Source organism: Actinokineospora sp. HUAS TT18, from assembly GCF_051364635.1.
Classification (GTDB): Bacteria; Actinomycetota; Actinomycetes; order Mycobacteriales; family Pseudonocardiaceae; genus Actinokineospora.
In genome coordinates this window covers 5,415,444-5,427,852 of sequence record NZ_CP195645.1, presented here as the reverse complement: position 1 = coordinate 5,427,852, position 12,409 = coordinate 5,415,444, and the positions used below count along the sequence as shown (strand labels likewise).

Genomic DNA, 12,409 nt, shown 5'->3' with positions numbered 1-12,409 from the left:
ACACGATGGTCGGCATGGACGACCACGACCGCGGACTCGCCTTCGACCTGGCCACTCTCGGCCGACGCCGCATGCTGGCTCTGCTCGGCGGGGCGGGACTCGCCGTCGTCACCGGCTGCGCCACCACGAGCACCCAGACGCAGACGCAGACCCAGGCCACCCCAGCTGCCCCGCCCACGGGAACGGCGATCTGCGCCGACCCCATCCCCGAGGAGACCGCGGGCCCCTACCCCGGCGACGGCTCCAACGGCCCGAACGTGCTCACCGAGAGCGGCATCGTCCGCTCCGACATCCGCTCCAGCTTCGGCACCTCGACAACGACCGCCAAGGGCATCCCGCTCACCATCGAGCTGACGATCGTGGAGAACTGTGTCCCCGCGACCGGCGCCGCCGTCTACCTCTGGCACTGCGACATCGACGGCAAGTACTCCATGTACTCCCAGGGCGTCGCCGACGAGAACTACCTGCGCGGCGTCCAGGAGACCGACGCCCAGGGCAAGGTGCGCTTCACCAGCATCTTCCCCGCCGCCTACTCGGGTCGCTGGCCGCACATCCACTTCGAGGTCTACCCCAGCCTCGCCGAGGCCACCAAGGCCGGCGAACCCATCACGACCACGCAGCTGGCCCTCCCCGAGGACATCTGCGAGCAGGTCTACGCCACCGACGGCTACAGCCAGAGCGTCCGCAACCTCCAGCGGACCTCGCTGGAGTCCGACATGGTCTTCCGCGACGGCCACGACAGCCAACTCGCCACGACCACCGGCGACGTGGCCTCCGGCTACGCCGCGTCCCTCACGGTCGGCGTATAGAAAGGGGCCCCGCGAAGGGGCCCCTTTCGGATCAAGCGAGTGCCGGTTCGGCCTCAGCCATCCGCTGCAGGCCGGACTTGTTCGACAGCGGTGCCTCCTTGAGGAACCAGATCAGCACGAACGCGACCAGCACCACGAACCCGCCGACCAGGAACACCGTGTCCAGCGAGCTGGAGAAGCCGGTCAGGATCGGCCGGGCCAGTGTCGGGTCGATGTCGTTGAGGAACGCGGTGTTGTTCAGGTCGATCCCGCCACCCTGCAGCTGACCCGCGAACTGCGGGTTCTCGCGCAGCGCGGCGAGGAAGGCCTGGTCGGTCCGCACCGAGTCGAACGCGCTGGAGATCCGGCCGCCGACCACGGTGAACAGGATCGACAGGAACACCGCGGTGCCGACCGTGCCGCCGATGGAGCGGAAGAAGGTCGCCGACGAGGTGGCCACGCCGATGTCCTTGGGCTCGACGTCGTTCTGGATCGCCAGGATCAGCGGCTGCATGCAAAGGCCGAGGCCCGCGCCCGCCAGCAGCATGATCAGCATGCTCGCGGTGAGCGAGGTGTCCACGCCGATCTGGGCGAACAGGAACATCGAGACCGCGGTGACACCGAGGCCGATGATCGGGAAGATCCGGTAGCGCCCGGTGCGGCTGATGACCCGCCCGCTGGCGATCGCGGCGAACAGGATGCCGAAGGTCAGCGGCAGCGTCATCAGACCGGACTCGGTCGGCGAGGCGCCCTTGACGATCTGCAGGTACAGCGGCAGCGACATCATCATGCCGAACATGCCGACACCCATGATGAAGTTGACCACGTTGAGCAGCGAGAACGCCTGCCGCTGGAACAGCCGCAGCGGCAGCAGCGCCGCGTCGCCCATGCGCCGCTCGTTCCACACGAACCAGAGCAGGCCGATCACGCCGGTGGCGTACATCGCCAGCGAGCGCCCGGAGTCCCAGCCCCACACGCGGCCCTGTTCGGCCACGATCAGCAGCGGGACGAGCCCGACGGTCAGCGCGATCGCGCCGAGGTAGTCGACCTTCTGCGGGACCGGCTTGTGCGGCACGTTGAGGTACTTCGCCACCACGGCCAAGGCGACCAGCGCGATCGGCACGTTGAGCAGGAACACCCAGCGCCAGCCCGCGAGACCGGCGAAGTCGTCGAGCCCGGCGAAGAACCCGCCGACGACCGGACCGGCCACACTGGACAGTCCCCACACGCCCATGAAGTAGCTCTGGTACTTGCTGCGCTCCCGCGGCGAGACCATGTCGGCGATGATCGCCAGCGCCAGCGACATCAGGCCACCAGCGCCGAGACCCTGCACCGCGCGGTACGCGGCGAGTTCGTACATGGAGCCCGCGATGCCGGAGAGCACCGAGCCGAGCAGGAAGAACGAGATCGCCGTCAGGTACATCGGCTTGCGGCCGAAGATGTCGGACAGCTTGCCGTAGAGCGGGGTGGAGATGGTGGCCGTGATCAGGTACGCCGTGGTCGCCCACGCCTGGATCGTCTGGCCGTGCAGTTGGTCGGCGATGGTCTTCATCGCCGAGGCCATGATCGTCTGGTCCAGTGCGGCGAGCAGCATGCCGAGCATGAGGCCGGACAGAACCGTGAGGATCTGCCGGTGACTCAGTTGCCCTGGAGTTGCAACCGAAGCTGGGGCGGTCATGAGTTACCCCCTTCAGAACGCACCGGCTGGGCGCATTCACTGATCAGAGTCGGTAGGTAGGTGTCGTGGTCGTCGATGAACCGCTCGAACAGCTCGATGAACCGGTCGAGGTCGGCGGGCTCCCAGTGCTTGACCATCCGGGCAAGCGACCTGGCGAACCGCGCGCGGTTGGCCTGCAGCAGCGCGATCCCCGCGTCGGTGGGCGCCAGCAGGCTGGCGCGACCGTCCTCGGGATCGGCGCGGCGCTCGATGAGACCGTCTTTGACCAGCGCGGCGACCTGACGGCTGACCGTCGAAGGGTCGGAGTGGATGGCTTCGGCGAGCGTGCTCGACCGGCACGGCCCGACCATCACCAGCGTCTTCAGCATGATGATCGCCGTGCGGTCGACCCCGGCTTTGCTCATCCGGGCCGACACCGTCGCCTGCTGCTTGCCGAAGGCGAAGAGCACGCTGGCGAGACGCTGTCCGTTCTCGAGCTCCCGGTCGGTGAGTTCCACCGCCGTGGCGTCCGGCGCGACCATGACTACCCCTGCCGTTGCTTGCATCATCCAATTAGTTGGTCGATACAAGCATGCACTTTTCAGTTGGTAGCTGCAACTTAATTCTGGTGTGAACCAGATCGCACGATCAGACCCAGCCGGGCATCGGGTAGGCGGCGAGCAGTTCCCGCACTTCAGCGGCCACAGCAGCCAGTTCAGCGTCGTCCGACGCGTTGACCGAGCGGTCCATCCATGCCGCCAGCAACGGCATCTGCTCGACCCCGAGACCACGCGTAGTGATCGCCGCGGTACCCAATCGGATCCCGGACGGGTCGAACGGTTTGCGCGGGTCGAACGGCACGGTGTTGTAGTTCAGCTCGATACCGGCCTTGTCCAGCGCCTGCGCGGCGGGCTTGCCCGCGACACCCTTGTTGGTCAGGTCGACCAGGATCAGATGGTTGTCCGTACCACCCGACACCAGCTCGAACCCGCGCTCGATCAGCGCCTCGGCCAACGCCTTGGCGTTCGCCACCACCCCGGCCGCGTAGTCGCGGAAGTCCGGCTTGGCCGCCTCGGCCAGCGCCACCGCGATGGCCGCGGTCGTGTGGTTGTGCGGGCCGCCCTGCAGGCCGGGGAACACGGCCTTGTCCAGCGCCTTCGCGTGCTTCGCGTCGGACATCAGCATCGCGCCGCGCGGGCCGCGCAGTGTCTTGTGCGTGGTGGTGGAGATGATCTCGGCGTGGCCGACCGGCGACGGGTGCGCCCCGCCCGCGACCAGGCCCGCGATGTGGGCGATGTCGGCGACGAGCACCGCGCCGACCTCGCGCGCGATCTCGGCGAAGGCCGGGAAATCAATGGTGCGCGGGATGGCCGTGCCGCCGCAGAAGATCAGCTTGGGCCGCTCGGCCAGCGCCAGCTCGCGGACCTCGTCGAGGTCGACGCGGCCGGTGTCCTTGCGCACGCCGTACTGCACCGCACGGAACCACTTGCCGGTCGCCGACACGCTCCAGCCGTGGGTCAGGTGGCCGCCCGCGGGCAGCGCCATGCCCATGACCGTGTCGCCCGGGTTGGCCAGCGCCAGGTAGACAGCCAGGTTGGCGGGCGAACCGGAGTACGGCTGCACGTTGGCGTGGTCGACGCCGAAGACGGCCTTGGCCCGCTCGATCGCGACGCTCTCGACCTGGTCGATGAACTGCTGGCCCTCGTAGTAGCGCTTGCCCGCGTAGCCCTCGGAGTACTTGTTCGTCAGTACCGACCCGGTGGCCTCCAGCACCGCGGTGGAGACGTAGTTCTCCGAGGCGATGAGGCGGATCTTCTCGAACTGGCGGCGGGCTTCGCCCTCGACCAGCTCGGCGATGGCGGGGTCGGATGCGGCGAGGTGCGACAGCGCGGGCTCATGCGACATGACCCGATTCTATCGCCCCTGGCGAGCGAAGTTACCGACGAGTAATGTGCGGCTCATGAGCGAGGACTACGGCTGGGTCGCCGACACGATGAAGAAGACCGTCCCCTGGGTGGCGACGATGGGCATCGACTTCCCCGAGGTCGCCGCCGACCGCGTGGTGGCGACGCTGCCCGACGACGACCGCCTCCACAACCACGTCGGCGGGCCGCACGCCGCGCAGATCTTCGGCCTCGCCGAGACCGCGTCCGGCGCCGTCGGCATCGCCTCGTTCGCCGAGCTGCTGGGCCGCGCGACGCCGCTGGTCGTCAGCTCCGAGATCCGCTACCGCAAGGTCGCGATGGGCGCGCTGACCGCCGAGGCCGTCCTGGCCAGGCCCGCGGGCGACGTGATCGCCGAACTCGACGCCGGTGAGCGGCCCGAGTTCGCCGTCGAGGTGACGGTCCGCAACGCCGAGGGCGTCACCACCGCCGAGGTCACCGTGCTCTGGACCCTCAAGCCGCACAAGAAGTGACGCAACCATCCCAGGTGGTCGCCCGTCTTCCGGGGTGATCACCTGGGGAGGAATCGCATGACCACGAAGGCCAAGGTCGTCAACACCGTCTGCATCGCCCTGACTGTCTTGATCCTGATCGTGGTGGGGCTTGTCGTCAGCGGGGCGTGGGAGTGGCTGTTCAGTCCCGCCAGCCGGGTCGACGGCCTCGGCACGATGATGTCGCCCGCGATCTGCGCGTGAACCTGCGCGCGCTCTGGCTGGGCTGCACTCTCGGTCTCACGCTCGGCGGCTTCGCGCTGGCCATGGCGTTCGCCCCGGCCGCGGGCCAGGCCCCTGGCCCGGCACTGCGGTGGCTGATCTTCATCGGCTCGTCGATGCACGTCGGCGCGACCGCGTGGTTCTACACCGACCGCGAGGTGCGCGGGCACATGGCGACCAGGCCCGGCCGCTACTTCGCCGCGCCGCTCGCGCTGGTCGTCGGCACCGCTGCCGTGGTGAGTCTGGTTCCGCTCGACCGGCTGACCGTGCCGCTGATGGCCTTCTTCGCCTGGCAGTTCTTCCACTTCCAGAAGCAGAACCTCGGCATGGCCGCGCTCGCCGCGTCCGCGCATGAGACCAGGCTGACTCCGCCGGAACGGCACGCGATCACCGCCGCAGGGGTCGCGGGCATCGTCGGGATCCTGGCCCACCCTGCGCTGTTGGCGCTGCCGCAGATCCTGGACCTGCGGTGGCTGTTCCCCGTCGCCGGCGCGGCGTTCGCCCTCGCGGCCGGGTTCGGGCTGATCACGGTCCTGCGCCGGTCACCGCGATGGCAGTTCGCCGCGGTCTACGCGGTATCCGTGCTGTTCTTCCTGCCGGTGTTCGTGTTCAGCTCGCCGTTCCTCGCGCTCACCGGCCTGATCCTCGCGCACGGCTACCAGTACCTGGTGATCGTCGCGCTGGTCGCGCGCGGCCGGGTGGTCAGCGTGGCCATGCTGATCAACGCGGCCCTCGTCGTCGGCGTCGTCCTGCACATCGCCGCGAGCTATCGCGGCGCGGCGTTCCCCGGCAGCGTGATCTTCGGTGTCTACCTCGGGCTCACCATGGCGCACTTCGTGGTCGACGCCGGACTCTGGCGGCTGCGCGACGAGTTCCCGCGCGCGTTCCTCGGCGAGCGGCTGCCCTTTCTGGTTCGCCGCTAGGACGGCCTGCTCGGCCTGGGCAGAGCGAGCGCGTTGTCGAGATCGGAGTGCGCCTCGGGGTGCTGCGCCCACCACTTCGCGTAGGTCGGGTTGCGGTCGACGATCGAGCGGTAGGCGTGGGCGACACACGAGAACAGCTCCTGCCTGCGCGCGGCGAACATCCCGTCGAGCCGGATCACCAGCACGACCGGCACCGACAGCGCCGTCCCGCGCAGCGGCCGGATCACGAAGCCGGGCCCGCCGAGCGACGCGGGCTGGGCCAGACACACCGCACCCGCCGCGGCCAGCGCCATCGCGGCCCGACCCTCGGTGACGTGGTGGGTGATCCGCGGCGTGAAGCCCATCGACTCGCACGTCGACCGGAAGCGCAGCCGCATCGGGTCCTGGTCGGGCGGCGGCGCCACCCAGTCGAGGTGGGCGAGTTGGATCAGGTCGATCTCTTCCTGCTCGGCCAGCGGGCTGTCGGAGCTGAGCGCGACGAACTGCGGCTCGTCGACGATCGTGCGCACCTCGACGTCGGCGAGCTGCCTGTTCTCCATGCCCTCGAACCGCTCGAACACCGCGAGGTCTGCCTGCTTGGCCGCGACCAGGTCGAGCAGCACGGGCGCCGACGAGTCGATCTCGGTGCGCAGCTCGGCGCGGAACCACGCCCGCAGCTCGCTGATCAGGGCGCTGGTGAACAGCAGCGGCGTCGACGCGACCACCAGCGGCGCCTCAGCCGGGTTGCGCACATGGCTGCGCGCGGTGGCCAGCAGCGCGGCCATGTCCTCCAGCACGATCCGCGCGGACCGGATCACGCTGCGCCCCAACTCGGTCGGCACGCTGCCGTTGGGCGACCGCTGGAACAGCTCGCCGCCGATCAGCCGCTCGATCGACCGCAGCTGCGCGGTCAGCGCGGGCTGGGTGACGCCGAGCCGGATGGCCGCGCGGGACACGCTGCCCTCGTCGGCGATGGAGCAGATCGCGCGCAAGTGGCGGATCTCAAGTTCGGCCATAAGGACAATTGATACCCCGCTCGGATGAGAGCCGGCTACCGTGACGGGCCATTCTTCTGGAACAACTTCATCCCTGCTGCTCGTTCCTTCCGCCCCAGGCTTGACCGGCCGCACCCGGTCGGGCCTGGGGCGGAAGGGTTTCTTGGGTACGGTCGGCTGATGAAGGTCGACTCGGGTGGGTACGCCGAAACCGTCGCCGCTGCCGCCGCGGCCATCGCCGCCGCCGAAGATCAGGGTTATGACGGCGCGTGGGTCGCCGAGACCAAGCTCGACCCGTTCCTGGCCATGGCCGTCGCCGCCGACCGCACGTCACGGATCGAGCTGGTCACCGCGATCGCCGTGGCGTTCGCGCGCAACCCGATGACGGTGGCGGTGCAGGCCAACGACATCCACGGGCTCAGCGGCGGCCGGTTCGCCCTCGGGCTCGGCTCGCAGATCGAGCCGCACATCACCAAGCGGTTCGGCATGCCGTGGTCGAGCCCGGCCGCCCGGATGCGCGAGTTCGTCCTCGCGGTCCGCGCGATCTGGCACGCCTGGGAGACCGGCGAACGCCTCGCGTTCCGCGGCGAGTTCTACAAGCACACGCTGATGACACCGTTCTTCGACCCCGGCCCCAACCCGCACGGCAACCCGAAGGTCTACGTCGCCGCGGTCGGCCCGCGGATGACCGAGGTCGCGGGCGAGGTCGCCGACGGCATGCTCTGCCACAGCTTCCTGACCGAGCGCTACCTGCGCGAAGTCACCCTGCCCGCCGTCGCGCGCGGCCGGGTGAAGGCGGGCGCGGACCTCGCGGGGTTCGACGTCAGCGTGCCGCCGTTTACCGCGACCACGCCGGAGGAACTCGCCGATGTGAAGGAGAAGATCGCCTTCTACGGCTCGACCCCGGCCTACCGCGCGGTGCTCGACCTGCACGGCTGGGGTGAGCTGCAGGACGAACTGCACGCCCTGTCCCGCCGCGGCCGCTGGGCGGAGATGCCCGGCCTGGTCACCGACGACGTGCTGAACGCGTTCGCCGTCGTCGGCTCGCCGGACGAGGTGGCCGCCGAGGTCCGCCGCCGGTTCGGCGACGTCGCTCAGCGGCTCACCCTCAGCGAGTCCGTGTTCCGGGCTATGTGAACCGGATCAGCGCGGCACCCGCCAACACGAAGAAGACGAGAACGACGAGTGTGCTCGAACTTCCGCCGGTGGAGCTGGTGACGAGCTGGTCGACGGTGCCGGTCAGCAGGATGCCGCACTCGGCGGCGATCAGGTGGCGGCCCGGTTCGATCTTGCTGAACTGGATCTTGGTGGTGAACCGGCCCTCGTCGTCGGCGGTCGTCGAGCCGACGGTCTCGCCCGCGGAGACCAGCTCGACTGAGCTGTTCGGCGTGCAGCCCTTGCCGGTGGCCTGAACCGAGTCGCCGGGCTGGATGGCCTCGCGGTCGAAGACGAGGTCGCGCTTCGGCTCGGGCACGTCGGTGATGGTCGACGTGGTCTCGGTCGGCGGGGTGTCCGTGGTGGACGGCGGGGTGCTGTCGGTCGTGGTGGTGGTGACCGGCGGCGTGGTGGTCGTCGTCGTCCGGCGGGTGGTGGTCGTGGTGACCGGCGGACGGGTCGTCGTGGTCGTCACCGGGGGACGAGTGGTCGTCGTGGTGGTGACCGGCGGCCGGGTGGTGGTCGTGGTCGGCGGCGCCGGGATCCGGAACGCGGCGAAGCCGAAGCCCGGCTTGCCCGAGCAGGAGAACTCCACTGAGTAGCTGCCAGGCGCGGCGCTGGAGGGAATCGTGATGTTGGTCTGTCCGCTGATCGCGACCAGCGCGCCGATCTGCACCCGGCCCACCGGCCAGTAGATCTTGATGTCGCGGCACGGCGCGTTCGACCACCAAGCCGTGGTCACGGTGCCCGCCGGGCCCGAGTTGGGCTTGAGCCCGACGGCCGGGGCGGGCGGCTGGCTGGTGGTCTGCGCGGCCGCCGTCATCGGCAGGAGACCGAGCATCACGAATGCCGCCGCAACGGCGATGCTCACTACGCGTCTAACTGTGCGCACGGTTACTTCCCTCGTCCGATGGAACGCTCTGGCCTGTCAACGACTCGCTGTAGCATTCCGCCTCAATCGGGCCCAGCTCAACTAGGGGTTGTCCCATGGGACGTCTTATCGCCGCCGCGGTTGCCCTCGTGACGGCAGCGCTGCTCCTCGGCGCGTCACCTGCCATGGCGCAGGACGGTGACGACCCGCTCAGAGTCACCGTCACGCTCGACGGGCAGGACATCGCGGGCCGCACCGTCACACTCGACCCCGGCAAGTCCGCCGAGTTGACCGTCACCGCGGCCAACCCGGGCCGCAACACCCAGAAGGTCCGGCTGGTCCGGGTCTCCGGGGTCGCGCTGGCGCTGACGTTCTTCGCCTACGACACGACGCTGCCCTTCGAGGTGCCTGCGGGCGGGCGGGTCAGCCGCACCTTCCCGCTCGACGTGCGCGACCTCAAAGTCCAGGCCATCGGCCTGCTCCCCACCACCGTCGAACTCCTCGACGAGGAGCGCACCGTCCTCGGCGGCGTCGAGACCGTGTCCGACGTGAAGGGTTCCTTCTGGTCGGTCTACGGCGTGTTCGGCCTGGCCATGCTGGCCCTGACCGCCCTGACCTGGGCCACCGCCCTCGTCGCGCTGGCCAGGCACAAGCTGTCGGCCAACCGGTTCCGCCGCGCGCTGCGGTTCCTGCCCGCCGGGATCGGCACCGGCCTCGTCGCCGTGGTGACGCTGTCCGTGCTGCGGATCGTGCCGCCCGAGGTCGAGGTGGAGATCCCGATCGTGCTCGGCGCGGCCGCGATCGCCATGGTCCTCGGCTTCCTCACGCCGCACCCGATCCCCGAGGCCGCCGCGCCCCCCGCCGAGTTGCCCGCGGACAACACGACCATGAACCTGAACACGATGTTCCACACCACGGGCACGACCCCCGACACCACCAAGAGGTGGCCTGAATGACCGCGCCCGCCGGGCTGGCCGCCGCGCTCCCGCAGTACTCCGTCGGCAACAAGATCGGCTCCGGCGGGATGGGCGTGGTGTACGAGGGCGTGCACCGCTCCCTCGGCAGGCACGTGGCGATCAAGCAGCTCCCGGCCGACCTGATCGGCGACCCGGACGTCAACGCCCGGTTCGACCGCGAGGCCCGCGTGCTCGCCAAGCTCGACCACCCGCACATCGTCCCGGTCTACGACTACGTCCAGACCGGGCGCGACAACCTGCTGGTCATGGAGAAGCTCGACGGCGGCACCGTCTACAGCCGCTTCCACGGCGCGGGCCTCACCGGCGAGCAGTCGTGCGCGATCACCCTGGCCACGCTCGGCGGGCTGCACGCCGCGCACACCGCCGGGGTGCTGCACCTCGACGTCAAGCCGAAGAACCTGCTGTTCACCTCGGCGGGCGTGATCAAGGTGGCCGACTTCGGCATCGCGCAGGTCGTCAGCGAGGGCGCGACGATGGTGACCCACGCGGGCGAGGTGCTCGGCACGCCGGCGTACATCGCCCCCGAGCAGGCCATGGGCAACGCGCTCAGCCCGGCCGCCGACGTCTACGCCGCAGGCACTGTCCTCTATGAACTGCTGTGCGGCGAACTGCCCTACGACCGCACCCGCGGCGCCGTCAGCATGATGCGCCAGCGCATCTTCAACGACCCACAGCCGCTCCCACGCGTGCCGGAACCCCTGGCCACCGTGGTCATGAACAGCCTCGCCCGCGACCCACTGCACCGCTACCGCGACGCCGAGGCGTTCGCCGTGGACCTCAGCGCCGCGGCGACCGCAGTGTTCGGCCCCGGCTGGCTGGAGCGATCGCAGGTCCCGGTGCATCTCGGCCCGCGCGTCATGGGCAGCATCACGCAGCAGCTGCACCGCCAGCCCGACGCGCCCACGGTGATCACCCCGCCGGTGCGGGGCACGGTGCCCGAGCCGACCCGGTCGATCGACCTGGCCGACCTGCGCGGCAAGGGCCTGCGGCCTGCCAGCGAGCTGATGAGCCCGAGCGGCCCGTCGCCGCTGTGGCCGGGCCTCGCGGGCGCCGTCGCGGTGATCGTCCTCGCGATGCTCCCGTTCCTCGCCCCGACGACCGTGACCCACGACCCGACCATCCAGGGGCTACAGGTCGATGGGCAATCCGTCCCTGGGCAGGTGCGCCTCGACCTGACCAGGGACTTTCCGATCACCGGCCCCAAGGCCGAGGGCAACATCGTGTTCGAACTCAACGCCGCGGGCATCCCGCTCGGCGGCCGGGAGATCCCGGCCAGTGCGATCACGCCGACGGGAAACTCGTTCACGGCGAACGTCGACCCCGAGTCCTACCAGCGGTGGCTGGTCGGCGGCGCGGTGACCGGCAAAGTCCAGTTCACCGACGGCCGGGCCCAGGAGTTCACCGTGGTCACCGGCCAGCGGCTGGCGAGCGTCATGGGCGCGGGCAGCCTCCTGCTCGGCCTGTTCGGCATCGCCTACCTCGAGTCGATCATGCGGACCCTGCGCCGCGGCTTCCGCCGCCCCATGGCCCCGTTCAGCGCGATCCCGCTGGGTGCCCTGGTCGGCGGCAGCGTGTGGCTGCTGGCCTCGACGCTGACCGCCCGCGAACCCGTCGCCACCTGGGGAATCGCGTGCGCGGCGGTGGGGGCCGTCGCCGCGTCGCTGCTGGTCCTGGCCACCGCGTGGTCGAAGCGGCGGGCCTAGGCGAGTCGATAGAGAAGGCTGTCCCGCTGGTCCTGCTCGATCTGCTCCACGGTGATCGACGGGTCCCCGATGTGCGCGTGGGTGACCTTGGCCGGACTCGGCTGCGCGTCGGCGGCGGGCCACGTCTCCGGCTTCCACAGCCCCGACCGCACGAATGCCTTGGGACAGTGCGCGTAGACCTCGTCGGCCTCGACCACCAGCGCGGACTTCGGCGGTTTGCCCACGTGGGTGAGGCTGTCGAGCAGCTCGCTGTTCGCCGAGACGCACGCCCGCCCGTTGACCCGCAGCGACTGCCCACGCCCCGGAACGATGAAGATCAGCCCGACCCGCCCGGTCCGCACGACGTTGCGCAGGGTGTCGATCCGCCTGTTGCCGGTCGCGTCCGGAATGACGATCGTGCCGTCGTCCAACACCGAGACGAACCCGGCCGGACCACCCCGCGGCGTGACGTCACACCGCCCCTCGCCATCGGCGCTGGCCAGGAACACCAATGACGAACACGCGATCAACGCCCGCGCCATGTCGTCGACGAACGCGATCTCTTTACGCTGTGCCAGCCCCGCAGGCGGCTCATAGATCGCGCGGAGCGCTTCTTCGCTGGTGATGGCATCGGCGAACAGCTCGTTGGTCACCTACGCACGCTACCGAAATCGTGGTACGAACAGACCGTGGTTCCCCTGGGGCCTACATCACTGACCTGGCGCG

At 69.8% G+C, this 12,409-nt stretch carries 13 protein-coding genes; 7 read left to right on the top strand and 6 right to left on the bottom strand.

Annotated elements, in window-relative coordinates:
- Positions 1-14: 14 nt before the first annotated feature.
- Positions 15-809 carry an intradiol ring-cleavage dioxygenase gene (locus ACSHT8_RS25045; RefSeq protein WP_436493340.1) on the top strand — a complete coding sequence of 265 codons (795 nt, stop codon included), beginning with the start codon at positions 15-17 and terminating at the stop codon, positions 807-809.
- 31 nt (positions 810-840) lie between these two features.
- Here the strand turns inward: ACSHT8_RS25045 and ACSHT8_RS25040 are convergent, their stop codons facing one another.
- From ACSHT8_RS25040 to glyA, 3 genes are all read right to left on the bottom strand, one after another.
- Positions 841-2,466 (bottom strand): MDR family MFS transporter, encoded by a 1,626-nt coding sequence (locus ACSHT8_RS25040; RefSeq protein WP_436493339.1) that lies wholly within the window; start codon positions 2,464-2,466, stop codon positions 841-843.
- Positions 2,463-2,987 carry a MarR family winged helix-turn-helix transcriptional regulator gene (locus ACSHT8_RS25035; RefSeq protein ID WP_436493338.1) on the bottom strand — a complete coding sequence of 175 codons (525 nt, stop codon included), beginning with the start codon at positions 2,985-2,987 and terminating at the stop codon, positions 2,463-2,465. The genes ACSHT8_RS25040 and ACSHT8_RS25035 overlap by 4 nt, the downstream gene beginning before the upstream one ends.
- 106 nt (positions 2,988-3,093) lie before the next feature.
- Positions 3,094-4,350: a serine hydroxymethyltransferase gene (gene glyA / locus ACSHT8_RS25030; RefSeq protein WP_436493337.1), complete on the bottom strand. Its 1,257-nt coding sequence runs from the start codon at positions 4,348-4,350 to the stop codon at positions 3,094-3,096.
- Positions 4,351-4,405: 55 nt separating this feature from the next.
- Between glyA and ACSHT8_RS25025 the strand changes: the two genes are divergently transcribed.
- Genes ACSHT8_RS25025 through ACSHT8_RS25015 form a run of 3 tightly spaced genes read left to right on the top strand, consistent with a single transcriptional unit; the run spans position 4,406 to position 6,024 of the window.
- Entirely contained in the window at positions 4,406-4,861 is a 456-nt protein-coding gene (locus ACSHT8_RS25025) for a DUF4442 domain-containing protein (protein ID WP_436493336.1), read from the top strand.
- Positions 4,862-4,918: 57 nt separating this feature from the next.
- Positions 4,919-5,083, top strand: a complete 165-nt coding sequence (locus tag ACSHT8_RS25020; RefSeq protein ID WP_436493335.1) for a hypothetical protein — start codon at positions 4,919-4,921, stop codon at positions 5,081-5,083.
- Complete coding sequence (locus tag ACSHT8_RS25015) at positions 5,080-6,024, top strand: hypothetical protein (protein ID WP_436493334.1); 945 nt, start codon at positions 5,080-5,082, stop codon at positions 6,022-6,024. Before ACSHT8_RS25020 ends, ACSHT8_RS25015 begins: the two co-directional genes overlap by 4 nt.
- Here ACSHT8_RS25015 and ACSHT8_RS25010 read toward each other — a convergent pair.
- On the bottom strand, positions 6,021-7,019 hold the full coding sequence (locus ACSHT8_RS25010) for a LysR family transcriptional regulator (RefSeq protein WP_436493333.1): 999 nt from the start codon (positions 7,017-7,019) through the stop codon (positions 6,021-6,023). The two genes, ACSHT8_RS25015 and ACSHT8_RS25010, sit on opposite strands and share 4 nt — an antisense overlap.
- A 159-nt stretch (positions 7,020-7,178) precedes the next feature.
- Here ACSHT8_RS25010 and ACSHT8_RS25005 point away from each other — a divergent pair, with 159 nt between their 5' ends.
- Positions 7,179-8,135, top strand: coding sequence for a TIGR03617 family F420-dependent LLM class oxidoreductase (locus tag ACSHT8_RS25005; RefSeq protein ID WP_436493332.1), 957 nt, complete (start codon positions 7,179-7,181; stop codon positions 8,133-8,135).
- On the opposite strand, the gene ACSHT8_RS25000 is transcribed toward ACSHT8_RS25005, so the two are convergent.
- Positions 8,128-9,024, bottom strand: coding sequence for a hypothetical protein (locus ACSHT8_RS25000; protein ID WP_436493331.1), 897 nt, complete (start codon positions 9,022-9,024; stop codon positions 8,128-8,130). The two genes, ACSHT8_RS25005 and ACSHT8_RS25000, sit on opposite strands and share 8 nt — an antisense overlap.
- A 116-nt stretch (positions 9,025-9,140) precedes the next feature.
- Here ACSHT8_RS25000 and ACSHT8_RS24995 point away from each other — a divergent pair, with 116 nt between their 5' ends.
- Together ACSHT8_RS24995 and ACSHT8_RS24990 are read left to right on the top strand one after the other, a co-directional pair.
- Entirely contained in the window at positions 9,141-9,980 is an 840-nt protein-coding gene (locus tag ACSHT8_RS24995) for a hypothetical protein (protein ID WP_436493330.1), read from the top strand.
- Entirely contained in the window at positions 9,977-11,704 is a 1,728-nt protein-coding gene (locus ACSHT8_RS24990) for a serine/threonine-protein kinase (RefSeq protein ID WP_436493329.1), read from the top strand. Before ACSHT8_RS24995 ends, ACSHT8_RS24990 begins: the two co-directional genes overlap by 4 nt.
- Here the strand turns inward: ACSHT8_RS24990 and ACSHT8_RS24985 are convergent.
- Positions 11,701-12,336, bottom strand: a complete 636-nt coding sequence (locus tag ACSHT8_RS24985) for an MSMEG_1061 family FMN-dependent PPOX-type flavoprotein (protein WP_436493328.1) — start codon at positions 12,334-12,336, stop codon at positions 11,701-11,703. The genes ACSHT8_RS24990 and ACSHT8_RS24985 overlap by 4 nt on opposite strands.
- Positions 12,337-12,409 lie beyond the last annotated feature (73 nt).